Below are 22245 nucleotides of genomic sequence, written 5' to 3'. Positions count from 1 at the left end.
AGGGCCTCGTTCACGGCGGTGAGCAGCACGGCACCGGACGGCCGCACCAGCGCCGCCGGCTCGGCACCATCGATCCGCAGGGACGTCAGTCGCACAGCTCTTCTCCTCCGGGCGTCGGGATGGTGGACCGGCCGGCGGGCGCGCTCACGCGGCGCCGGCCGTGTCGGTCCCGAGCACCTGGTCGACCACGTGCTCGGCGATCGCCAGGCACGAGGTCGCGCCGGGCGAGGGGGCGTTCCGCAGGGCCAGGACCGCGCCCCGGCGGCTGATCCGGAAGTCGTCGACCAGCGCCCCGTCGGTGTCCAGCGCCTGGGCCCGGATCCCCCGGGGACCGGGGACGACGTCGGCGACCGAGAGCTCCGGCACGTACCGGCGGGCGGCGGCGACGAAGGCGCGCTTGTTGAGCGAGCCCACCATCTCCTTGATCCCGGTGCGCCAGTGCTGCCGGGCGAAGCGGCGGAAACCCGGGTAGCCGACGACCTCGGCGAGGTCCCGCGGGGAGACGGTGGTCCAGCCGTAGCCCTCGCGGGCCAGCGCCATCACCGCGTTCGGGCCGACCATCACCTCGCCGTCCACCCGGGGGGTCAGGTGCACCCCGAGGAACGGGTAGCGCGGATCGGGCACCGGGTAGACCAGGCCCCGGACCAGGTGCCGGCGCTCGGGCCGGAGCAGGTAGTACTCGCCGCGGAAGGGCACCACCCGCGGGTCCGGCGCATCGCCGGCCAGCTCGGCGACCCGGTCGGCCTGCAGCCCGGCGCAGGCCACGACAAGGTCGAACAGCTCCTCGCTCCGCGACCCGTCGGTGGCCCGTCCGGTCACCAGCACCTGCGCGCCGCGTTCGGCCAGCCCGACGACCTCGACGCCCAGCCGGACCTCTCCCCCGCGCTCGACCAGGTCCGCGGCGAGCGCTCGGGTGACGCCCGGGTAGTCGACGATCGCCGTCGTCGGCGAGTGCAGCCCGGCCACGCCGCGGACGTGCGGCTCGATCCGGCGGAGCTCCTCGGCGTCGATCCGCCGCACGCCGGGCACGCCGTTGGCCCGGGCCCGCTCCTCGATGTCACCGAGCCGGCCCTCCTCGGCCGCGTCGAGCGCGACCAGCACCTTGCCGATCTCGTCGTAGGCGACGCCGCGCCGCTCGCAGTACTCCTTGAGCAGCCCCACGCCCCGGCGGCACAGCGTGGCCTTGAGCGAGCCGGGGGCGTAGTAGAGCCCGGCGTGCACGACGCCGCTGTTGCGGCCGGTCTGGTGCCGGGCCAGGCCCTCCTCCTTCTCGATCAGCACGACCCGCGCGGTCGGGTCCACCCGCGTCAGCCGCTCGGCGACGGCGGCGCCGACGATGCCTCCGCCGATCACCGCGATCCTGGGTCCGGTCATCGGTCGACCACCTCTCCTCCCTCGTGCTGCCCGAGCACCGGCGGCGCGATCGGGCTGCTCGCCGGCACCCCGTCGAAGCGCAGGGCCGAGCCGGGGACGGCCACGGTGCCCAGCGTGGGGTGCTCCATCTCGTGCACCAGGCCCAGGTGCCGCACCTGCTCCCAGTCGTAGACCTCGGGGATCGTCCGGATCCGCCCGGCGGGCACCCCGGCCGCGCTGAGCTCGGCGAGGGTGTCGTCCGCGGTGCGGGTCCGCAGGATCTCGCCGATCTCCTCCTCCAGGGCGTGCACGTTGCGCACCCGGTCGTCGTTCGAGGCGATGTCCGGCCGGGCGGGGTCGATGCCGACCGCCTCGGCGAACCGGCGCCACAGGCTCTCCGAGCCGACCGCCACCACGATCGAGGCATCGGCGCAGGGGAACACCCCGTACGGGGCGATCGAGGGGTGCCGGTTGCCGGTGCGCACCGGCTCGACGCCCGCGGTGAGCCACCCGGCCCCGTGGAACGCCTGCACCGCGACGACGGCCGACAGCAGCGAGGTCTCCACCGCACGGCCGCGCCCCGTCGTCTCCCGCTCCCGCAGGGCGGCGCTCACCCCGAAGGCGCCGAACATCCCGGCCAGCAGGTCCGCGATCGGCAGGCCGACCCGGGTCGGCTCCCCGTCGGGTGCACCGGTCAGGCTCATCAGCCCGGCCTCGGCCTGGAGGATCTGGTCGAAGCCCGGGCGGTGCCCGTCCGGACCGCCCGTCCCGAAACCGGTGATGGAGAGGGTCACCAGGCGGGGGTTGTCCGCCCGCAGCGACTCCAGCCCCAGGCCCAGCCGGTCGAGCAGCCCCGGGCGGTAGTTCTCCACGAGCACGTCGGCCGTCCGGCACAGCTGCCGCAGGCCACGGGCGCCGTCCTCGGTCTTGAGGTCCAGCCGCACCGACCGCTTCCCCCGGTTGGCGGCGAGGAAGTAGGCCGACTCGCGCGCCCCGTCGCGCTCGACGAAGGGCAGCCACCCCCGGCTGTCGTCCCCGGTCGGCGGCTCGACCTTGACCACCTCGGCCCCGGCGTCGGCCAGCATCATCGTCGCGTACGGACCGGCCAGGGCCCGGCTCAGGTCGACCACCCGGACACCGCTCAGCGGGCCTGTCACGATTTTCCTCCCATCAACTTCATACCGAGGCTCATCAGCACGATCACCGACGTGATCCGCAGGACGTGCACGGTGAGGACGAGTGGCGCGTTGACCTTCGCCTCGACCGACAGCGCGCCCATCTGGGCGATCCCCCCGGGCGCGGTGGCCAGCAGCGCGGTGTGCACGTCCAGGTCGGTGAACCGCCACAGCCCCCAGGCCAGGACGAGCCCGAAGACCAGGAACAGGACCACGCAGACCAGCACGGCGACGACGTGCGACCGGAGGACGACCAGCGCGTCCTTGGTCACCGTCTGGCCGAGCAGCCAGCCGACCGCCACGTACACGATCCAGCGCCCCGCGTTCGGGATCTGGAAGGTGAGCTCGCTGGTCAGCTTCACGACGCCGACGCCCACCATCGCGCCGAGCAGCGGGGCCGCCGGCAGCTTGAGCAGGGTGGCGAGGGCGGCGCCCACCAGCGCCGCGGCCAGCGTGGTCGCGACCGAGGCAACGGTCACACCGACGTCCGGTCCCGCTCCGACGAGGCCTCGGCCTCGTCCCGGCGCTCCTGCCGGCGCCGGCTGAGGGCGTCGAGCCGGCTCGCCGTGAAGCGGCGCAACCGCGGCGTGAGCAGCGGCACCAGAACCAGGACCAGCATGATGCTCAGCAGCGCGACCGAGGTGCCCCGCTCGAGGAAGATCCCGAACTCACCGCCGGAGATGAGCATCGTCTGGCGCAGCGTCTCCTCGCCCAGCGGCCCGAGCACCAGGGCGATCACCAGCGCGGCCGGCGAGAAGCCGTACCGGCGCATGAAGAACCCGAGGACGCCGCAGGCCAGCATGATGCCGACCTCGATGATGCTGCCGTTGACGGTGAAGGTCCCGACGATGCAGACCAGCAGGATGATCGGCGCCAGCACCCGGAAGGGCACGCGGGCGACGCTGGCGAACACCGGGATGCAGAAGATGTTGACCAGCAGCAGCATCACGTTGCCCAGGTACATGCTCGCGATGAGCCCCCAGGCGAACTCCGGGTTCTGCTCCATGAGCAGCGGCCCGGGCTGCAGCCCCCACATCAGGAAGCCGCCGATGAGCACCGCGGTCGACGCCGACCCGGGGATGCCGAGGGTGAGCAGCGGGACCATCGCGCCGGCCGAGGCGGCGTTGTTCGCCGCCTCCGGGCCGACCAGCCCGGCCATCGCGCCCTTGCCGAACCGCTCGGGCTTCCGGGAGATGGACTTCTCCAGGTTGTAGGACATCAGCGAGGCCACGGTGGCGCCCGCGCCGGGCGCCGTCCCCACGAAGAAGCCGAGGAACGAGCCGCGCAGCATGGGGCCCCGCGACTCCCGCCGGTCCGCCTTGGTGGGCCAGAACCCCCGCTTGCGGGCGCTCACGCTGAAGTAGCCGATCTTCTCGAGGTGACCGCCGCGCCAGAGCGTGTGCAGCACCTCGCCGACACCGAACAGGCCGATGGCCACGGGGATGAAGTCGATGCCGTTGATCAGCTCGGTCGACCCGAAGGTGTAGCGCTGCTCCCCGCCACCGATGTCGATGCCGACCGTGGCCAGCGCGAAGCCGATCAGCGCCGAGAGCGCCCCGAGCAGCCGGTTCTTGCCGACGATCACGATCAGCGTGAGCAGACCGAGGATCACGACGAGGAACAGCTCCGGCGGGCCGAAGCTCGCCGCGACCGAGGCCGTGAGCGGCGCGGCCACGCTGATCAGGATGGCGCCGATCGTCCCGGCCACGAACGAGGCGACCGCCGCCATGACCAGGGCCGGGCCGGCCCGGCCCTGCTTGGCCATCGGGTAGCCGTCGAACGTGCTGGCCACCGTCGCCGACTCACCGGGGGTGTTGATCAGCACCGAGGTGATCGTGCCGCCGTACATCGCGCCGTAGTAGACGGCGGCGAGCATGACGACCGCGCCGGTCGGGTCGAGGGTGAACGTGATCGGCAGCAGGATCGCCAGCCCGGCGGAGGGCCCCAGGCCGGGCATGACGCCCACGACCATGCCCATGAGCACGCCGGCGCCGAGCAGGAGCACGTTCTGCACCGTCAGGATGGCCAGGATCCCCTGGCCCAGATCATTGAAGACGTCCAACGTCGGGTCTCCGGGTTCTAGAAGCGCGGCAGGATGCCGCCAGGCAGGCCCGCGTTCAGCAGGGTCTGGAACAGCAGGTACACCGCGACCGGCACCGCCAGGCTGAGCACCACGTTCATAACCGGGCGCCCGCGGTTGAGCAGGAAGAGGACGGCGGCGAGGAACAGCGCGCTCGCGACGATCATCCCGAGCGGGATGAAGACGATCACGACGAGCGCGGCCAGCCCGATCACCACGAGCATCGGCAGCGGGTGCCGGCCGAGGTCGGCCGCACCCGCCTCCTCCTCGCCACCCAGCTCGTCCTCGCCGTCCACCGCGCCGGGCAGCAGGCTGACGACCAGCGCGTAGGCGGTGATCGCCAGGGCGAGGATCCCGATGATGCGGGGGAAGAAGCCGGCGCCGATCCGGCCGGCCACCGTCCGCCACTCCATGTCGAAGGCCATCTGGGTGTAGACGGCGAGGACCACGAGCAGGACGGCCAGGAAGAGGGTCCTGCCGGTGGGACGGCGCAGACCGCGCCGCCCCACCGTCGTGCTCCCCGAGGGCGCGGTCACAGCGCCCCGTGCTCGGTGAGGATCTCCTCGAACCGGTCCTGGGTCTCGGTGAGGTACGAGGTGAAGTCCTCGCCCCACCGGAGGTCCTCGGACAGGTAGTTCTCGTCCAGGTACGCCTGCCACTCAGGGGTCTCGACGACCTCCTTCATGGTGTCGATCCACCACTCCTGCGCCTCGGCCGGCGCGTCCGGCGGCAGGATCAGGCCACGGGGCATGGAGGGGATGCCCTCGAAGCCCAGCTCCTCGGCGGTCGGGACGTCGGGGAGGACGTCCAGCCGCTCCGGCGCGGTGGAGATCAGCGGCTGCATGTCGCCGGCCTCGACCTGGCCGAGGATCGACCCGGGGTTGGAGATCATCGCGTCCACCGCGCCGGACAGCAGCGCCGTCTGCAGCTGGCCCTCCTCGTTGAACGGCACGTACTCGACCTCGTAGCCGGCCTGCTCGGCGAGCATCGCGCTGACGATGAAGTCGACGTTGACCGTGCCGATGCCGCCGACGACGAGCCGCTCCGCCTTGGCGGCCTCGACCCACTGCTCCCAGGTGTCGATCGGGCCCTCGCCCGGCACCAGCAGCAGGGCGTCGTCGGTGGCGAACAGCCCGACGGGCGTGAAGTCCGTGGGCTCCCAGCCGGTGTCGGCCTGCAGCGGCGTGGTGATGAACGAGCCCGACGTCGTGGAGACCCCGTAGCCGGAGCCCGACTGGCCCAGGAGGTACCCCCAGCCGGTCGCCCCGCTGCCGCCCTCCCGGTTCTGGATCTCGATGTTCTCCGGGTAGAGCTCCTCCTTCTGGAGGATGTCGACCATGGTGCGGGCCATGATGTCGTTCCCGCCCCCGGGGCCGAAGGCGATGGTCCAGTCCAGGGGCTCGGACGGGTAGTCCCCGCCCCCGGAGCCCTCGGAGCCGGTCGAGCCGGCGCCACAGGCGGTGAGCGAGACGGTCAACGCTGCTGCGGCGGCCGCGGTGATGAGCTTGGTACGCATTGCTGTACCTCCAACCGGCGTCAGTGCCGGGTCCGGATCATCAGGAAGGGTTCTGGACGCCGTCCAAGCGGTGCCAGGAGCCGGACGCGAATGCGGCCAGCCGGTCGTGCTCGTCGTACAGCCGGGACTCCAGGTGCACGATGCGCCGCCCCGGTCGCAGGAGCCGGCCCTCGATGCGGCCGGTCCCCGCCAGCGGGCGGAAGAAGCGGAACTGCATCTCCACGGTCACGGCCGTGGAGAGGAAGCGGTGGCACAGATGGCCCATGGAGATGTCCATCGCCGTCGCGATGATCCCGCCGTGCATCGTCCCCTGCGGGTTGCAGAGGAACGGTGCGTACGGAAGCACCACCGTGGAGGTCTGGGCCTCGTCGTCGTAGCTGATGTCGAGGTCCAGGAACCGGGCCAGGAAGAAGTTGCCGAACTCCGCGGCCGGGTCGGCGGCCGCGGCCCGGGCCCGCTCGACCGGGTCGACGGCGACCGACGCCACGGCGGGCTCGGTCACGACCACTCGAAGCGCGGCGGGCGCTTCTCGAGGAAGGAGCGGACGCCCTCGGCGAAGTCCTCGGTGTCGAAGGAGGAGTTGCGCAGGTCGGTGGTCGCCTCGTCGTCCCGGACCTGCCCGGCGACGACCTTCTGCACCATGACCTTTCCGGCGCGGACGCTGAACTGGGCCCGGGTGGTGATGAGTTCGGCGAACTCGTAGGTCGCCTTCTCGAGCTCCTCCACCGGGAACAGCTCGTCGAACAGGCCCAGCTGCAGGGCGCGCTCGGCCTGGATCTGCTGGCCGGACATGAGGATCCACTTGGCCCGTGAGGGGCCCGCCAGGTCGACGACCCGCTTGCTGGACTCGAGGCTGTAGACCAGGCCCAGCTTGGCCGGCGTGATGGCGAACTTGGCGCGCTCGTCGGCGAAGCGGATGTCGCAGGCCATCGCCAGGCCGGCGCCGCCGCCGATGCAGTAGCCGTGGATCATCGCGATCGTCGGCTTGGAGACGTTCTCGATGGCCTGCTCGGCGGCCGCCACGTGCGCGTTGTAGTTCTTGGCCTTGGCCGCGTCCGAGCGCTCCTGCTCGAACTCGCTGATGTCGGCGCCGGAGGCGAAGGACTTCTGCCCCGCGCCCCGAAGGACGACGACCTTGACGTCCTTGTCGGCGTCGAGCTCGGCCATGATCGCCGGCAGGTCGCGGTACATGTCGATGCTGATGGCGTTGTGCGCCTGCGGCTTGTTCAGCACCACGGTGGCGATGGCACCGTTGCGCTCGACGAGAAGGTGGTCGGACACGGTCAGCGCTCCTGCAGCTCGGGGTGGGCGTCGAACAGGACGCCCTCGGTGAACAGTTCCTTGATCTCGCCGTCGTCGATGCCGGCCTCGCCGAGCACCACGGCGGTGTGCTGCCCCAGCCACGGGGCGGGGCCCCGGACCGCGAAGTCCAGCCCGGAGAACTTGGCGGGCGGGCCGATGGTCTTCATCGGGCCGATGATCGGGTGCTCGAGCTCCACGACCATGTCCCGCGCGAGCACGTGCTCGTCCCGCAGCGACTCGTCGTAGCTGAGCACCGGGCCCCCGACGACGCCGGCCTTGTCGAGCCGGTCGATCCACTCGTGAGTCGGGGCCGTGGTGGTGATCGCCTCGATCTCGCGCTCGAGCTCGTCGATGTTCGTCATGCGGTCGGGCAGCGTGGCGAACCGCGGGTCCTCGGCCCACTCCGGGACGCCGAGCACGTCGTTGATGAGGCGCAGCCACAGCCGGTCGTTGTTGGCCCCGATCACCACGTAGCCGTCTGCCGTGCGGTAGGCCTGGTACGGGGTGGAGCGGCGGTGCCGGGTGCCGGTCGGCTGCGGGATCTCGCCGTCGGCGAAGTAGGCGCCGGACTCCCAGACGGTCCAGGCCAGGCCGGCGTCGACCAGCGAGATGTCGATGTACTGCCCCTCGCCGGTGGCCCGGCGCACCATCTCGGCCGCCATGATCGAGTAGACGGCGGTGACCCCGGCCGCGATGTCGTTGATGGCGATCCCGACCTTCGCCGGCTTGCCGCCCGGCTCCCCGGTCATCCGCATGAAGCCGGCGACGCCCTGGGCCATGATGTCGAAGCCCGGGCGCTCCTTGTATGGGCCGGTCTGCCCGAAGCCGCTGATCGAGCAGTAGAGGATGTCGGGGTTGATCGCCTTGACGTCCTCGAAGCCGATGCCGAGGCGGTTCACGACGCCCGGACGGAAGTTCTCGATGATCAGGTCGGCGTCCTTGGCGAGCTCGAGGAAGAGCTCCTTGCCGCGCTCGGACTTCAGGTCGAGGGAGACGCTGCGCTTGCTGCGGTTCGGCATGGCGAACGGGTAGCTCTCACCGTTCACCTTCGGCGCCATGCGACGGGAGTCATCACCGGTCACGGGCTGCTCGATCTTGATGACGTCTGCACCGAACTCGGCCAGCACCATCGTGCAGTAGGGGCCGGAGAGGAAGCGGGTCATGTCGAGCACCCGGAAGCCGTCGAGTGGAAGCATGGGCTCTTTCCGTAATGTGGGATACAGTTCCGTGTCGTGGGACGACCGTAGGGTGACGTGCGCCATAGCGTCAAGGTCTCGGGCATGCTGATTTCCGACAACCGCGGGCGAGGTCCGCGGGGACGCACCATCGAGCGACCGGGAGAGACCGTGGGAGACGGGGACAGCGCTGCCGGCCGGAGCAGCGTCCAGTCGATCGACCGGGCGGTGGCGCTGCTGCGCTGCTTCGACGCCCGCCGGCCGACGCTCGGGATCTCCGACCTCGCCCGCGCGACCGGGCTGTCGACGACGACGACGCACCGCCTGCTCATGGCGATGCAGGCCAACCGCCTGGTGCGGCAGACGCCGGACCGCCGGTACGGGTTGGGGCCGCTGCTGGTGCAGTTGGCCCGCAGCGGCGCGCTGCCGACGACGCTGCGGGACGCGGCGCTGCCGGTGATGACCGAGCTGCGCGACGAGGTGGACGAGACCGTGGGGCTGCACGAGCTGCTGCCCTCGGGCGAGCGGGTGGTCGTCGACCAGGTCGAGAGCCACCACGAGCTGCGCCGGACCTACACCGACATCGGGGTGCCGATCCCGCTGCCGCACGGCGCGCCGGGCAAGGCGATCCTGTCGATGCTGCCGACGGCGGAGCAGGACCGGTGGCTCGTCCAGCCGATCACCGCCATCACGCCCGCGACCATCACCGATCCCGAGGTGCTGCGGGCGGAGCTGGCGGAGGCGCGGCGGCGCGGTTACGCCGGGTCCAACGCCGAGCGCACCTCCGGGATCCGGGCGGTCGCGGCCCCGGTGTTCGACCACACCGGAGGGGCCATCGGCGCCGTGGGCATCTCCGTCCCGGCCGTGCGCATCGACGATGCCCGCGCGGACGAACTGGGACGCCGGCTCATCGGGTACGCCTGGGCCATCTCCGAGCAGCTCGGGGCGACCGAGTCCAGCGTCGAGGAGACCGCGCGGCGGGCCGGCGGTCGCTGACCGCCGGCCGGTCGGTCAGCCCGTCAGTCGGCCGAGGGGGTGCGCGCGGCCTTCTCGGCGCGGCGCAGCTCGTGCGGCAGGGCGAACACCAGGCGCTCCTCGGCGGCCTTGACCGTCCCGACGTCGGCGTAGCCCCGCTCGGCCAGCCAGTCGAGCACCTCGCTGACCAGGATCTCCGGGACCGAGGCCCCGCTGGTGACCCCGACGGTGCCCACGCCCGCCAGCCAGGCCGGATCGATCTCGGACGCGAAGTCGACCAGGTACGAGGCGCGGGCGCCGGCCTCGAGCGCGACCTCCACCAGGCGCACCGAGTTCGACGAGTTCGTGGAGCCGACGACCAGCACCAGGTCGCACTCGGCGGCCATCTGCTTCACGGCCTGCTGGCGGTTCTGGGTGGCGTAGCAGATGTCGTCGCTCGGCGGGGACTGCAGGCCCGGGAAGCGGTTCCTGAGCTGGTCCACCGTCGCGAGGGTCTCGTCGACCGACAGCGTGGTCTGCGACAGCCAGACGACCTTCTCCGGGTCGCGCACCTGGACGTTGGCCACGTCGTCCGGGCCGTCGACCAGCTGGATGTGCGCCGGCGCCTCACCGGAGGTGCCCTCGACCTCCTCGTGACCGCGGTGGCCGATCAGCAGGATGTCGTAGTCGTCGCGGGCGAACCGCTTGGCCTCCTGGTGGACCTTGGTGACCAGCGGGCAGGTCGCGTCGATGGTGTGCAGCTGCCGCGCAGCGGCCTCCTCGTGCACCGCCGGCGAGACCCCGTGCGCGCTGAAGACGACGACCGAGCCCTCGGGCACCTCGTCGGTCTCGTCCACGAAGATCGCGCCGCGCCGCTCGAGGGTCGCCACCACGTGCTTGTTGTGGACGATCTGCTTGCGGACGTACACGGGCGCGCCGTGGATCTCCAGCGCCCGCTCGACGGCGACCACCGCCCGGTCCACACCGGCGCAGTAGCCCCGGGGATCGGCCAGCAGGACACGTCCGCGCTGATCAGCCATGCGCCCATGGTAGGTGGGCCCGGCGGCGGGGCGGGCCGCAGCGGAGTGGCACCCGCCACGGATGTGACCGGTCCCATCCCCTGGCCGGGCGCATCATCGCTGGTCGGTGTGTCGGGCGGCGCGTTCTGGGGCACGCTGTGCCCATGGCCCGTGAGATCCCCGAGGTTGTCCGCGCCGCCGCCGGTCTGGCGGCCACCGTGCTCGACGAGACCCGCAAGCTGCCCGCGACCCTGCCCGGGCTGCCCGTGCGCGCGCTCGGCATGGCCATGCAGCACGCGATGAAGGTGCAGCAGGCCTACGCCGGCCTGGTGGCCCGCGGCGACGAGCTGCTGGTCGGCCTGCGCGGGGACGCCGAACCGGGCCTGGCCACCTTCGACGACGACGAGGACGCCGAACCCGGCGCCGCCACCACCGGCTTCCGCGACTCCGCCTTCGACCGGGTGCCCGACGGCGCCTCGATCAGCGACGAGGAGGTGGCCGACCTCCCCGACGACCCGGCCGCCGACGCCGTCGTCGCGGCGATCGACGACCTCGGCCAGGGGCTGGTCGAGGACCTCGCCGAGGGCGCCGAGGAGCTCGCCGACGGGGCGGACCGGACGCAGCAGGCCCTCGAGGACCTGCCGGCCGACGCTCCCAGCACCGACGAGGTCCTGGACGAGCTGGCCATCGACGAGGTGGTCCCCGAGGTCGCCGACACCGACCCGCTCGCTCCCGCGGCCGCCGACGGCGTGGCCACCGAGGACGCCGAGGCCCTGGAGCAGACCCTCCTGGAGTCGCCCTCCTCCGGCACGGACGCCCCGTCCGCGGACGAGGTCGCCGACGACGGCGCCACCACCGTCGACGTGCTGACGCCGGACGGCGGGATCGACACCGTCGAGGCCACGGTCACCGACGAGGGCATCGCCGCCGTCGAGGCGCCGCTGGACGAGGCGGCCACCGACGAGACCGTGGCCACCACCGATGCCGCCGCCGGGCCGGACGGGACCGAGCCCGGGTCCGACGCGGTCGCCGTCGACGAGGGCGGCTCGCCGGTCGCCGCCGCCACCGGCGTGCGCACCGACGTGGGGAGCAGCGACACCGACGACGTGGACGCGGCCATGGCCGAGGGCGCGGCCGTGGACGCCGTCGGGGAGACCTCCGCGGCGCCCACCGACGACCCGCAGGGCGGCAGCGAGGTCTCGGGGGCGCAGGCCGCCGGTGCCGCGCCGGTCGAGGGCTACGACAGCTTCTCCATCGCCCAGCTCCGCGGGCGGCTGCGCGGCTACCAGCTCTCCACCGTGGACGACCTGCTCGCCTACGAGGAGGCGACGCGGGCCCGCGACCCCTACCTGCGGATGCTGCGCAACCGCCTGGAGAAGCTCGAGGAGCAGGCGGCCGACTCCAGCCCGCTGGCCCCGCGCGGCGGTGGCGCCTGACGGAGGCGTCCTGGCGCCCCGGTCCAGGGGCGCCCCGGTGGTGTCGGAGCCGTCTGGCACGCTCGGGAACGTGACCGCGCCGTCCTCCCCCGAGTCGCCGTGGCCGGTGCGCACGGTGGCCCGCAAGGTGGCCGACTGGATCGGCCGGCTGGGCGAGGTCTGGGTGGAGGGCCAGGTGGCCCAGCTGTCGCGGCGCGGCGGCGCGGCGACGGTCTTCCTCACGCTCCGGGACCCCGCCGCCGACCTGTCGGTCCCCGTCACCTGCCACCGCGACGTCGCCGACCGGCCCGGCCTCGAGCTCACCGAGGGCGCCCGGGTGATCGTCCGCGCCCGGCCCGACTACTACGTCGCCCGCGGCTCGTTCTCCCTGCGCGCCACCGAGATCCGCGCGGTCGGCCTCGGCGAGCTGCTGGCCCGCATCGAGCGGATCCGCCGGCTGCTGGCGGCCGAGGGGTTGTTCGACGTCGCCCGCAAGCGCCCGCTCCCCTTCGCCCCCGCCGTGGTCGGGCTGATCACCGGCCGGGACAGCGCGGCCGAGCGGGACGTTCTGGTCACCGCCCGGCGGCGCTGGCCGGCCGTGCGGTTCGCCGTGCACAACTGCGCCGTGCAGGGCCCCCAGGCGGCGGCGAACGTCATCGACGGGCTGCGCCGGCTCGACGCCGACCCCGCCGTCGAGGTGATCGTGCTGGCCCGCGGCGGCGGCTCCGTGGAGGACCTGCTCCCGTTCTCCGACGAGGGCATGGTGCGGGCGATCGCCTCCTGCCGGACGCCGGTGGTGACCGCGGTCGGCCACGAGACCGACACCACGCTGGTCGACCACGTGGCCGACGTCCGGGCGGCCACCCCGACCGACGCGGCGCACCGCATCGTGCCGGAGATCGGTGAGCAGCGGCAGCTGGTCGACGGCCTGCGCGCCCGCGCCCGGCACCTGGTCACCGCCCGCCTGGACCAGCAGCTGCACTGGCTGGAGTCGGTGCGCAGCCGCCCGTCGCTGGCCTCCCCCGAACGGCTGCTGCACGGCCGCGCCGACGACGTCCTGGGGCTGCGCACCCGGGCCCACCGGACGCTGCTGCACCGCGTCGAGGGCGCCGAGCGCGACCTGGAGCACGCCCGCGCCCGGGTGTCCGCGCTCTCCCCCGCCGCGACGCTGGAGCGCGGCTACGCGGTGGTGCAGCGCGACGACGGCTCGCTGGTCCGCGACCCCGCCGCGGTCGCCGACGGCGAGCTGCTCCGGGTGCGGGTCGCCGGGGGCCGGCTGCCCGTCCGCGTCGACCGCACCGCCGACCCCGCCGGCCCTCCCGAGGAGATCCCCGCATGAACGCCCCCGACGAGCCGACGACCACCTACGAGCAGGCCCGCGAGGAGCTCGCCGACGTGGTCCGCCGGCTGGAGGCCGGTGGTCTCACCCTGGAGGAGTCGCTCACCCTCTGGGAGCGCGGCGAGGAGCTCGCCCGCGTGTGCCAGCACTGGCTGGACCGCGCGCGGGAGCGGCTGGCCGCCGCGGCCCCGGGGGACGCCGAGGAGGGCTGAGCGGCAGGAAGAGCCGAGTGGGCCGGGTCAGGCCGGCGAGTCCAGGCGGAGCTCCGGGGAGACCACGAGGCCGGCGTCGGCGAAGGCCGCGAGCACCCGGTCGACCCGCTCCTCCACCCCGGGCTGCGCCGTCCCCGCCGCGACCGGGCCGGGAACGCCGTCGTCGAGGCAGCGCGCGAGCACGTCACGCACGTCCGCGTTCGCCGGAGCGGGGGCCGCGGGGATCCGGGTCACCATCCCGCAGGCGCAGGAACCGCCGAGGTCGGGCGTCCGGTGATCGCCGGCCGGGCAGTCGTCGCTGGGCTGCATCTCGGTCTCCTCGGGAGGTCGGTGTTCCGTGGCCGTATGGGCGACAGCTTGCTGGGTGCGGCCGGTGCCGTCGTCCCGACGCACGGGAAGTCACGAAGTCGTGACCTGCGACGTCGCCCGTCCAGCGGCGCTCGCCGGTCAGCCCTCGTACGGCTCCACCGCGCCGGCCACGGTGCGCAGCTCGTCCTCGTCGGCCGACCCGCTGACCAGCAGGGTGACCCCCTCCTCGGTGCGGGAGAGGGCGGTCTCCCCGCGCGCGGTGGTCGACCGGAGCCACTGCTCGCCGTCGATCTCGACGGGGTCGCCGTCGGCGTCCGGGGTGCCGAGGACCGCCGTCAGCGCCTCCGCCTCCGGGTCGTCGCTGACCACGAAGCCGGCGTAGGCCCCCGACGGGGTCAGGTAGCCGATCTGCAGCGTCACCGGCTCGCCCTCCGCGGCGTTGCCGGCGTCGGTGCGCGCACTGGTCGGCCGGTAGCCCTCGTCGAGGTCCTCGGGCACCAGCAGGCCGTAGCCGGCCCGCGCGTCGGCCAGCCGCAGGGTGTTGGTGGGGTCGATCTCGAGCACCGGGTCCTCGGGGTTGCGGAGGAACGCCTGCCAGCCGACCACCAGCAGGCAGATCACGATGAGCGGCAGCAGCGAGCGGATCATGTTCGCGGCGCTCATCCGGTTGGCCCGCTCCACCGCGGACGCCGCCGGCGGCGGCTCCTGCTGCGGGGCGGCCGCGTCGTCGGGGAGCGGAGGACGCTGGCTCGTCGGGCCGATTCCGGTCATGCCCCTAGGATCGCAGGAGAGCTCCCCCACCCCGCTGCCCAGCGTCCGTGCGGCCTCCCACCGGCGCGGACGCGCCGGCCCGGCCAGGATCGGGCGGCGCCACCACCCGGTGGCCCAACCAGGAGGTCCCGTGTCGCTGCCCCTGCCCGATGGCACCCTTCCCGCGTCCACCTCCGGGCGCAGCTTCAGCACGGACCGCCCCGCCCCCGACCGCAACCTCGCCCTCGAGCTGGTGCGGGTCACCGAGGCCGCCGCGATGGCCGCCGGGCGCTGGGTGGGGCGCGGCGACAAGAACGGCGGTGACGGCGCCGCGGTCGACGCGATGCGGGCGCTCATCGGCACGGTGAGCATGAACGGCGTCGTCGTCATCGGTGAGGGCGAGAAGGACGAGGCGCCCATGCTCTACAACGGCGAGCAGGTGGGCGACGGGAACGGCCCGGAGTGCGACGTGGCCGTCGACCCGATCGACGGCACCACCCTGATGGCCAAGGGCATGCCGAACGCGATCGCTGTCATGGCCGTCGCCGAGCGGGGCGCCATGTACGACCCGTCGGCGGTCTTCTACATGGAGAAGCTGGCCACCGGGCCGGCCGCCGCCGACGTCGTCGACATCACCGTCCCGGTCGCGGAGAACATCCGCCGCATCGCCAAGGCCAAGCTCTGCTCCACCGGCGACGTCACCGTCTGCATCCTGGACCGGCCCCGGCACGCGACGCTGGTGCAGGAGGTCCGGGAGGCCGGCGCCCGGATCAAGTTCATCACCGACGGCGACGTCGCGGGCGCCATCGCCGCGGCCCGCGAGGGCACCGGCGTCGACCTGCTGCTGGGGATCGGTGGCACCCCCGAGGGGATCATCGCCGCCTGCGCGCTCAAGTGCATGGGCGGCGCCCTCCAGGGCCGGCTGTGGCCGAAGGACGACGAGGAGCGGCAGAAGGCGATCGGCGCCGGCCACGACCTGGACCGGGTGCTGCACATCGACGACCTGGTGCGGGGTGACGTCTTCTTCGTCGCCACCGGCATCACCGACGGCGAGCTGCTGCGCGGGGTGCGGTACGTCGCCGGCGGCTGTACCACGCAGTCCCTGGTCATGCGGTCCCGCTCCGGCACGATCCGGTCGATCGACAGCCTGCACTCGCTGGCCAAGCTGCGGGCGTACTCCGCGGTCTCCTTCGACGGCGACGGGTAGCCGGCGGCAGGCCACGAGCGCGAGCCCGACGGAGGTCGCGCCGAGCGGGGCCCGGAGGGTCCCGCGCAGCCGTGACGCAGCGGCTCAGCGCACCCGGGGACGGCACCTGGCCGCGGTGTGGTCCGGAGGATCACGGTGTCATCGTCACCGCTCGGCGAGCCGGTCCAGCAGCGCACGCCACCGGCTGGCCGACTCCCCCGGCGCGAGGCTGCGCAGCCGGAGGTCACCGAAGATCGACTTCCCGTGCACGACCACCAGCGGGGTGCCCGCCAGCCGCTGCACCGGGGCCAGGTCGACCGTGCGGTTGCCGAAGATGGTCCGGCCGTGCAGCTCGGCGTCGACGCCCTCGGCGACGATCACGTCGATGTTGCCGAACGTGCTGCCGAGGTGCAGCTCGATCCGGTCGGAGACGGTGCGCAGGTTGCGCAGGTCGATCCGGATGTCGCCGAACACCGAGGAGACCCGCCGCGGCGGCTCGGTGGTGACGGTGAGCCGGACGTCGCCGAACACGTCGGAGATGATCTCCGGCGCGACGCGCTGCCCGACGATCTCCGGCGGCGGTGCGGCACCGGCCGGCAGGTCGGCCACCAGCGCGTCGAGCTCGGCGCGGGTGACCGCCGCGTAGGCGGCGCCGGCCCGCTGGCCGAACTCGTCGAGGTCCAGCCGGCCCTCGCCGACGGCGGTCTGCAGCTGGGCCACCACGGCTTCCCGCTCGGCGTCCGAGACACGCACCGCGGGGGGCGTCGCCTCGTGCTCGCTCACGGTCCGGACGGTAGCCGAGATCGGCCGCCCAGCCGACCTTCCCGAGCCCGGTCCGGCCCGGTGCTCACTCCAGCTCGGTGCACAGCGGCACCGCGTAGGGCTTCACCCGGCCGCCGCAGGTGGTGGCGTAGGTCTCGTAGTCCGACAGCGGGGGCGACTCGTACAGCAGGTCGTCGCAGGCCTGCAGGTCGCCGTCGAAGCAGCTCAGCGCGTAGGCGTCGAGCGTCGCGTCCGGGCCCAGGTCGGCCGGCGGCACGGCCGGGAACTGCTCGACGTCGCCCGCGGGCATCCCGCCGTACCAGCCCAGGGCCTCCTCCTCCAGCAGACCCATCGCCGACTCCATCTGCTCGCGGGTGCCCTCGGCGATCCCCTCGGCGATCCCCTCGCTGATCCCGGGAGCCAGCTCCTGCGCCATCGACCGGCCGATGTCCTCGGCGCTGCCGACGAAGACGGCGGCCACCAGGGCCCCGGCCGCCACCGCGCCGACGGCCGCCCCGGCCAGCGCCGCGCCGGCGACGCCCCAGCGGGCGCCCGCGGGCGCCGGCGGGACCGCGGGGACCGGTGGCTGCGGCACCGCCGGCTCCCAGGCGGGGGTCGACGCGGCCCAGTCGGGCAGGGGTGGCTGGGACATGCGGCGCTCCTCGGGGCTCGCGCCGGGCACCGGCGCTGCGTCGGGCGCCACCGGCGCCCGGCGACGGCATCGGCGGCCGGCACCGAGGCCGGGACCGACGCGCCGCCCCGCGGGTGTCTAGGGTCCCGTGCGGAGCACTGTCACCATCCACACCACCGGGAGCACAGCGTGGCCCAGCAGAACGGCGCAGCGCAGGACGGCAACGGCCAGGACACCGGCGACTTCCGCATCGAGCACGACTCCATGGGCGAGGTCCGCGTCCCCTCATGGGCCAAGTGGCGGGCGCAGACCCAGCGCGCCGTCGAGAACTTCCCGATCTCCGGCACGCCGATCGAGCGGGAGCTGATCGGCGCCCTGGCGGCGATCAAGGGCGCGGCGGCCGCCGTCAACGCCGATCTCGGCGTCCTCGACCGGTCGATCGCCGACGCCATCACCGCGGCCGCCGCGACCGTCGCCCGCGGCGACTGGGACGAGCACTTCCCGATCGACGTCTTCCAGACCGGCTCGGGGACGTCGAGCAACATGAACACCAACGAGGTCATCGCCTCGCTGGCCACCGAGGCGCTCGGCGCGCCGGTGCACCCGAACGACCACGTCAACGCCTCGCAGTCGTCGAACGACGTCTTCCCCTCGGCGATCCACATCGCCGCCACCCGCGCCGTCGTGGTCACCCTGATCCCGGCCCTGCGCCACCTCGAGGCCTCCCTGCAGCGGAAGGCCGAGGAGTTCGCGGAGGTCGTGAAGAGCGGCCGCACCCACCTCATGGACGCCACCCCGGTGACGCTGGGCCAGGAGTTCGGGGGCTACGCCGCGGCGGTCCGCTACGGCGTCGAGCGGCTCGAGGCCTCGCTGCCGCGCATCGGCGAGCTGCCCCTCGGCGGCACCGCCGTGGGCACCGGCATCAACACCCCGCCCGGGTTCGCCGCGGCGATCATCGAGAAGCTGGCCGGCCAGATGGAGCTGCCGCTCACCGAGGCGCGCGACCACTTCGAGGCGCAGAGCTCCCGGGACTCGCTGGTGGAGGCCTCCGGCCAGCTCAAGACGATCGCCGTCGGGCTGATCAAGATCGCCAACGACCTGCGGTGGATGGGCTCGGGCCCCCGCACCGGGCTCGGCGAGATCGCCCTCCCCGACCTGCAGCCGGGCAGCTCGATCATGCCCGGCAAGGTGAACCCGGTCATCCCCGAGGCGGTCATCCAGGTGGGCGCCCAGGTGATCGGCAACGACGCCGCGGTCACCTACGCCGGCACCACCGGCGTCTTCGAGCTCAACGTGACGCTGCCGCTGATGGCCCGCAACGTGCTGGAGTCGATCCGGCTGCTGGCCAACGTCAGCCGGCTGCTCGCCGACCGGTGCGTCGACGGCGTCACCGCCAACGTCGAGCAGTGCCGCACCTACGCGGAGTCCTCCCCGTCCATCGTCACGCCGCTGAACAAGTACATCGGCTACGAGGAGGCGGCCAAGGTCGCCAAGCAGTCGCTGGCCGAGCAGAAGACGATCCGCGAGGTCGTCGTCGAGCGCGGCTACGTCGAGCAGGGCAAGCTCACCGAGGCCCAGCTCGACGAGGCGCTCGACGTCCTGTCGATGACCCACCCCTGAGCCGCTCGCCGCACCGGCCCCCGCACCCGGGGCCGGTGCGGCGGCTCAGCCCGCGCTCGTGCGCGCGAGCCACCACTCCCAGGCCGGTCGCAGCGCCTCCGGCGGCGTCCACGACGTCGTCGGCTCCTCGTTCCCGTAGCGCTCGGCCAGCGCGGCGATGTCGTCCCCGCCGAGCCCGCCGCGGCTCATGCCGACCTCGTTGACCCCCTGCACCCGCGCCGGTGAACCGAAGGCCTTGGCGAAGGGCGGCACGTCGCGGGTGACCACCGACCCCATGCCGACCATCGCGCCCGGGCCGACGACCCGCCGCTGGTGGACCGTGCAGGACATCCCCAGCGTGACGCCCGCTCCCAGCACGACGTGACCGGCGAGGGTCGCGTTGCCCGACAGCGTGGCGTCGTCCTCGACCAGGCCGTCGTGGCCGACGTAGACCTGGTTCATGACGTAGCAGCGGCTGCCGATCCGAGTGGCCCGGTACGTCCCGCCGTGCACGGTGGTGAACTCCCGCAGCACGGTGTCGGCGCCGATCTCCACGCCGGCGCTCACCGGCTCCCCGCCCCAGGGGAGCCCGTGCTCGTGGCCGCGGACCTCCGGCGGCGCGCCGATGACCGCGTGCGCACCGATCCAGGTGCGGTCCCCGACGCGCAACGGCCCCGTGAGCACGGCGTACGGACCGATGACGGTGTCCGCGCCGAGCTCCACGCCGGGACCGATGATCGCGGTCGGGTGCACCAGGTTGCCCATGCTCGTCCTCCGGTCGGCGGGTCCGGCCCGCTCGGCGTCGTCGTCCGGCACCGCCCGGATGGGAAGCGGGAGGTGTACCGGCGGTTACGGTACGGGGGGCGTCCGCGCCCATCCGTGATCCTCGTCGGCAAGGTCTGAGCCTCCCCAGTGATCCCCATCAGCAAGGTCGACGTCCGCGACGCCGAACCGTTCGTCCTCGACGTCCTCCGGTCCGGCTCCCTGGCCCAGGGACCGGTGGTCGAACGGCTGGAGCGGGCCTTCGCCGAGGTCGTCGGCGTGCCGCACGCGGTGGCGGTCAGCAACGGGACCACGGCCCTGGTCGCGGCGCTGCAGGTGCTGGACCTGCGCCCCGGGGACGAGGTGGTGACCTCCCCGTTCACCTTCGCCGCCACGCTGAACGCGATCCTGGAGGCCGGGGCGACCGCCCGGTTCGCCGACATCCGGGAGGCCGACTTCGCCGTCGACCCCACCGCGGTGGAGGCGGTCGTCGGCGACCGGACGGCGGCGCTGATGCCGGTGCACCTCTACGGCCAGACCGCCGACATGGACCCGCTCACCGCGATCGCCGACCGGCACGGCCTGCGGCTGGTCGAGGACGCCGCCCAGGCCCACGGCGCCGCCTACGGGGGCCGGGGCGCCGGCGCCTTCGGCATCGGCTGCTTCTCCTTCTACGCCACCAAGAACCTGACCACCGGCGAGGGCGGCATGGTCACCACCGCCGACGCCACGGTCGCCGATCGGCTGCGGGTGCTCCGCAACCAGGGCATGCGGGCCCGCTACCAGTACGAGATGGCCGGCCACAACTACCGGATGACCGACCTGCACGCCGCCGTCGGGCTGCCCCAGGTTGCGCGGACCGCCGAGATCGCCGACCGGCGCCGGCACAACGCCGACCGCCTCACCGCCGGGCTGGCCGACGTGCCCGACCTGCGGCTCCCCCGCCAGCTGCCGGGCCGCTCGCACGTCTGGCACCAGTACACCGTGCTGCTCCCCGAGGGCACCGACCGCGACCGCGTGGTGGCCGACCTCGCCGCCGGTGGCGTCGGCAGCGGGATCTACTACCCGCGGACGGTGTTCGACCACGACTGCTACCGCGCGGACCCGCGCGTGGTGTCCGCCGACGTCCCGGTCGCCGAGTCCGTCGCCCGGCGCTGCCTGTCGCTGCCGGTCCACCAGCACCTCACCGAGGCCGAGCTGGACACCGTGGTGGCCCGGTTCCGCGGCGTGCTGGGAGCCTGACCGTGCCCGGACCTGCCATCGCCGTCGTGGGCGCCGGCGCCATGGGAGCGCTGCACGCCCGGGTGATCCAGAGCTCCCCACGTGCCGAGCTGGCCGTCGTCGTGGAGCCCGCCGAGGCCGTCGGCCGCGCGGTGGCCGAGCGGTTCGGTGCCCGCTGGGCGCCGGACCTGTCCGGCCTGGACGGCGCGGACGCCGTCGTCGTGGCCGCCGCGACGAGCGCGCACCACCCGATCGCCCTCGAGGTGATCGGCGCCGGCCTCCCGCTCCTGGTCGAGAAGCCGCTGGCCGACAGCCTGGCCGACAGCGAGGCGATCGTGGCCGCCGCCGCGGCCGCCGACGTGCCGATCATGTGCGGGCTGCTGGAGCGGTACAACAGCGCCGTCGCGACCGCCGCCCGGCTCACCCGCGACCCGGTGCACGTGAACGCCCAGCGCCACTCGCCGTACGCGCCCCGGATCCGCACCGGGGTGGCGTGGGACCTGCTGGTGCACGACGTGGACATCGCCCTGGGGCTGCTGGGCGACCAGCCCTCGTCGGTCGCCGCGCAGTTCGGCCACTTCCACCCGTCCTCGGCGTCCGACGCCGAGGACGTCGCCGAGGTCCAGCTGGGCTTCCCGGGCGGGCGGCTCGCCGCGCTGTCGGCGTCGCGGATCGGCCAGCGCAAGGTCCGCAGCGTGACGATCACCGAGGTCGACCGGGCGATCGAGGTCGACCTGCTGCGCCAGGCGGTCACCATCTACCGCCACGTGGCCGGCGAGGCCGCGACCGACGACGGTCTGGGGTACCGCCAGCAGACGGTCATCGAGATCCCGATGATCGCCCCGCTCGGGGAGCCGCTGGCGGCGCAGCTGGCGCACTTCGTGGACCTGCTCGAGGGCGCCGCCGATCCCGCCGCGGAGCGGGCGGCGATCCTGCCGGCCCACCGCGTGGTGGCGCGCGCCGTGGAGAGCGCGGCGGCCTCAGCCCGCCGGTAGCGGGTCGAAGCGGACGTCGTCCCCGGTCAGGACCACGCGCGCGGTCGGCCGGGCCGGCACGCCGGCGACGACGGTGAACGGCGGGACGTCGCGGGTGACCACGGCGCCGGCCGCCACGACGCTGTGCTCGCCGATCGTGACGCCCATGCTGACGACCGCCCCGGCGCCGACGAACACGCAGTTCCCGATCCGCACCGGCGCGCGCTCCACCTCGGCGAACGCGCGGCCGGAGACGCACCGGCGGGCCGAGGAGTGGGTGTAGATCTGCGCCCCCGAGGAGATGTCGCACCCCGCGCCGATGGTGAGCCCGCCGGACCCGTCGACGACGGTGAACGCGCCGATCCAGGTCCCGGGGCCGATCTCCGGGTCGCCGATCACCCAGGCGTGCGGGTTGTACGGGTTGGCCGGCAACGCGACGGCATCGTGGGGGACGGCATCGTGGGGGACGGCATCGTGGGGGACGGCATCGTGGGGGACGGCATCGTGGGGG

Annotated in this window: 24 protein-coding genes; 8 read left to right on the top strand and 16 right to left on the bottom strand. The window is 73.7% G+C overall.

Annotated features, from left to right (window positions below; genetic code table 11):
• Positions 1 to 144: 144 nt before the first annotated feature.
• From lhgO to BD833_RS22290, 9 genes are read right to left on the bottom strand one after another with little or no spacing between them, the layout of a single operon-like run.
• Positions 145 to 1374: an L-2-hydroxyglutarate oxidase gene (lhgO, locus tag BD833_RS22330; protein ID WP_166535363.1), complete on the bottom strand. Its 1230-nt coding sequence runs from the start codon at positions 1372 to 1374 to the stop codon at positions 145 to 147.
• Positions 1371 to 2510: a CaiB/BaiF CoA transferase family protein gene (locus tag BD833_RS22325; RefSeq protein WP_208092840.1), complete on the bottom strand. Its 1140-nt coding sequence runs from the start codon at positions 2508 to 2510 to the stop codon at positions 1371 to 1373. The genes lhgO and BD833_RS22325 overlap by 4 nt, the downstream gene beginning before the upstream one ends.
• A complete protein-coding gene (locus tag BD833_RS22320; RefSeq protein WP_166535362.1) occupies positions 2507 to 3007 on the bottom strand; it encodes an AbrB family transcriptional regulator in 501 nt (166 codons plus the stop codon). The genes BD833_RS22325 and BD833_RS22320 overlap by 4 nt, the downstream gene beginning before the upstream one ends.
• Positions 3004 to 4590, bottom strand: coding sequence for a tripartite tricarboxylate transporter permease (locus BD833_RS22315; RefSeq protein WP_166535361.1), 1587 nt, complete (start codon positions 4588 to 4590; stop codon positions 3004 to 3006). The genes BD833_RS22320 and BD833_RS22315 overlap by 4 nt, the downstream gene beginning before the upstream one ends.
• 17 nt (positions 4591 to 4607) lie before the next feature.
• Positions 4608 to 5144, bottom strand: a complete 537-nt coding sequence (locus BD833_RS22310) for a tripartite tricarboxylate transporter TctB family protein (RefSeq protein WP_166535360.1) — start codon at positions 5142 to 5144, stop codon at positions 4608 to 4610.
• Positions 5141 to 6124, bottom strand: a complete 984-nt coding sequence (locus BD833_RS22305; protein WP_166535359.1) for a Bug family tripartite tricarboxylate transporter substrate binding protein — start codon at positions 6122 to 6124, stop codon at positions 5141 to 5143. The genes BD833_RS22310 and BD833_RS22305 overlap by 4 nt, the downstream gene beginning before the upstream one ends.
• 40 nt (positions 6125 to 6164) lie before the next feature.
• Positions 6165 to 6626, bottom strand: a complete 462-nt coding sequence (locus BD833_RS22300; protein WP_208092839.1) for a PaaI family thioesterase — start codon at positions 6624 to 6626, stop codon at positions 6165 to 6167.
• Positions 6623 to 7405, bottom strand: a complete 783-nt coding sequence (locus BD833_RS22295) for an enoyl-CoA hydratase-related protein (RefSeq protein WP_166535358.1) — start codon at positions 7403 to 7405, stop codon at positions 6623 to 6625. The genes BD833_RS22300 and BD833_RS22295 overlap by 4 nt, the downstream gene beginning before the upstream one ends.
• Before the next feature lie 2 nt (positions 7406 to 7407).
• Entirely contained in the window at positions 7408 to 8622 is a 1215-nt protein-coding gene (locus BD833_RS22290) for a CaiB/BaiF CoA transferase family protein (protein ID WP_166535357.1), read from the bottom strand.
• Positions 8623 to 8772: 150 nt separating this feature from the next.
• On the opposite strand from BD833_RS22290, the gene BD833_RS22285 reads away from it, so the two are divergent.
• A complete protein-coding gene (locus tag BD833_RS22285) occupies positions 8773 to 9597 on the top strand; it encodes an IclR family transcriptional regulator (RefSeq protein WP_208092838.1) in 825 nt (274 codons plus the stop codon).
• Positions 9598 to 9620: 23 nt separating this feature from the next.
• Here the strand turns inward: BD833_RS22285 and BD833_RS22280 are convergent, their stop codons facing one another.
• Positions 9621 to 10595 (bottom strand): 4-hydroxy-3-methylbut-2-enyl diphosphate reductase, encoded by a 975-nt coding sequence (locus BD833_RS22280; protein ID WP_166535355.1) that lies wholly within the window; start codon positions 10593 to 10595, stop codon positions 9621 to 9623.
• A gap of 143 nt (positions 10596 to 10738) precedes the next feature.
• Here BD833_RS22280 and BD833_RS22275 point away from each other — a divergent pair, with 143 nt between their 5' ends.
• The 3 genes from BD833_RS22275 to BD833_RS22265 all read left to right on the top strand — a co-directional run bounded on the left by BD833_RS22275 (position 10739) and on the right by BD833_RS22265 (position 13540).
• Positions 10739 to 12010, top strand: a complete 1272-nt coding sequence (locus BD833_RS22275; protein ID WP_166535354.1) for a hypothetical protein — start codon at positions 10739 to 10741, stop codon at positions 12008 to 12010.
• A 70-nt stretch (positions 12011 to 12080) separates the two neighbouring features.
• The gene (xseA, locus tag BD833_RS22270) at positions 12081 to 13328 is read left to right on the top strand and encodes an exodeoxyribonuclease VII large subunit (RefSeq protein ID WP_166535353.1); all 1248 of its coding nucleotides are present in this window, start codon (positions 12081 to 12083) and stop codon (positions 13326 to 13328) included.
• Positions 13325 to 13540, top strand: coding sequence for an exodeoxyribonuclease VII small subunit (locus tag BD833_RS22265; protein WP_166535352.1), 216 nt, complete (start codon positions 13325 to 13327; stop codon positions 13538 to 13540). Before xseA ends, BD833_RS22265 begins: the two co-directional genes overlap by 4 nt.
• A 27-nt stretch (positions 13541 to 13567) precedes the next feature.
• Here BD833_RS22265 and BD833_RS22260 read toward each other — a convergent pair whose 3' ends face one another.
• Both BD833_RS22260 and BD833_RS22255 read right to left on the bottom strand, forming a co-directional pair.
• Positions 13568 to 13849, bottom strand: a complete 282-nt coding sequence (locus tag BD833_RS22260) for a hypothetical protein (protein ID WP_166535351.1) — start codon at positions 13847 to 13849, stop codon at positions 13568 to 13570.
• 138 nt (positions 13850 to 13987) lie between these two features.
• Positions 13988 to 14620 (bottom strand): DUF4245 domain-containing protein, encoded by a 633-nt coding sequence (locus tag BD833_RS22255; RefSeq protein WP_166535350.1) that lies wholly within the window; start codon positions 14618 to 14620, stop codon positions 13988 to 13990.
• A 130-nt stretch (positions 14621 to 14750) separates the two neighbouring features.
• Between BD833_RS22255 and glpX the strand changes: the two genes are divergently transcribed.
• Entirely contained in the window at positions 14751 to 15806 is a 1056-nt protein-coding gene (glpX, locus tag BD833_RS22250; protein WP_279536054.1) for a class II fructose-bisphosphatase, read from the top strand.
• Positions 15807 to 15950: 144 nt separating this feature from the next.
• Here the strand turns inward: glpX and BD833_RS22245 are convergent, their stop codons facing one another.
• Both BD833_RS22245 and BD833_RS22240 read right to left on the bottom strand, forming a co-directional pair.
• On the bottom strand, positions 15951 to 16568 hold the full coding sequence (locus tag BD833_RS22245; protein WP_166535349.1) for a DUF1707 SHOCT-like domain-containing protein: 618 nt from the start codon (positions 16566 to 16568) through the stop codon (positions 15951 to 15953).
• A 64-nt stretch (positions 16569 to 16632) separates the two neighbouring features.
• Positions 16633 to 17199, bottom strand: coding sequence for a hypothetical protein (locus BD833_RS22240; protein WP_166535348.1), 567 nt, complete (start codon positions 17197 to 17199; stop codon positions 16633 to 16635).
• A 168-nt stretch (positions 17200 to 17367) separates the two neighbouring features.
• Between BD833_RS22240 and BD833_RS22235 the strand changes: the two genes are divergently transcribed.
• Positions 17368 to 18798, top strand: coding sequence for a class II fumarate hydratase (locus BD833_RS22235; protein ID WP_166535347.1), 1431 nt, complete (start codon positions 17368 to 17370; stop codon positions 18796 to 18798).
• A gap of 45 nt (positions 18799 to 18843) precedes the next feature.
• Here BD833_RS22235 and BD833_RS22230 read toward each other — a convergent pair whose 3' ends face one another.
• Complete coding sequence (locus BD833_RS22230; RefSeq protein WP_208092837.1) at positions 18844 to 19593, bottom strand: LbetaH domain-containing protein; 750 nt, start codon at positions 19591 to 19593, stop codon at positions 18844 to 18846.
• Positions 19594 to 19689: 96 nt separating this feature from the next.
• On the opposite strand from BD833_RS22230, the gene BD833_RS22225 reads away from it, so the two are divergent.
• Positions 19690 to 20781 (top strand): DegT/DnrJ/EryC1/StrS family aminotransferase, encoded by a 1092-nt coding sequence (locus BD833_RS22225; RefSeq protein ID WP_166535346.1) that lies wholly within the window; start codon positions 19690 to 19692, stop codon positions 20779 to 20781.
• Positions 20782 to 20783: 2 nt separating this feature from the next.
• Positions 20784 to 21755, top strand: coding sequence for a Gfo/Idh/MocA family protein (locus BD833_RS22220; protein ID WP_166535345.1), 972 nt, complete (start codon positions 20784 to 20786; stop codon positions 21753 to 21755).
• Here BD833_RS22220 and BD833_RS22215 read toward each other — a convergent pair.
• On the bottom strand, positions 21741 to 22245 hold a 505-nt coding region (locus BD833_RS22215; protein WP_208092836.1), incomplete at its 5' end, for an acyltransferase. The genes BD833_RS22220 and BD833_RS22215 overlap by 15 nt on opposite strands.

Source organism: Blastococcus xanthinilyticus (assembly GCF_008124835.1).
GTDB classification, from domain to species: domain Bacteria; phylum Actinomycetota; class Actinomycetes; order Mycobacteriales; family Geodermatophilaceae; genus Blastococcus; species Blastococcus xanthinilyticus.
This window is presented reverse-complemented; position numbering and strand designations above follow the sequence as displayed.

Bases quoted from the DNA above. Each gene is read 5' to 3' on its own strand.
- BD833_RS22265 (WP_166535352.1), top strand. From the start codon at position 13,325: ATGAACGCCCCCGACGAGCCGACGACCACCTACGAGCAGGCCCGCGAG.
- lhgO (WP_166535363.1), bottom strand. From the start codon at position 1,374: ATGACCGGACCCAGGATCGCGGTGATCGGCGGAGGCATCGTCGGCGCC.
- BD833_RS22290 (WP_166535357.1), bottom strand. From the start codon at position 8,622: ATGCTTCCACTCGACGGCTTCCGGGTGCTCGACATGACCCGCTTCCTC.
- BD833_RS22275 (WP_166535354.1), top strand. From the start codon at position 10,739: ATGGCCCGTGAGATCCCCGAGGTTGTCCGCGCCGCCGCCGGTCTGGCG.
- BD833_RS22280 (WP_166535355.1), bottom strand. From the start codon at position 10,595: ATGGCTGATCAGCGCGGACGTGTCCTGCTGGCCGATCCCCGGGGCTAC.
- BD833_RS22240 (WP_166535348.1), bottom strand. From the start codon at position 17,199: ATGTCCCAGCCACCCCTGCCCGACTGGGCCGCGTCGACCCCCGCCTGG.
- BD833_RS22260 (WP_166535351.1), bottom strand. From the start codon at position 13,849: ATGCAGCCCAGCGACGACTGCCCGGCCGGCGATCACCGGACGCCCGAC.
- BD833_RS22255 (WP_166535350.1), bottom strand. From the start codon at position 14,620: ATGACCGGAATCGGCCCGACGAGCCAGCGTCCTCCGCTCCCCGACGAC.
- BD833_RS22305 (WP_166535359.1), bottom strand. From the start codon at position 6,124: ATGCGTACCAAGCTCATCACCGCGGCCGCCGCAGCAGCGTTGACCGTC.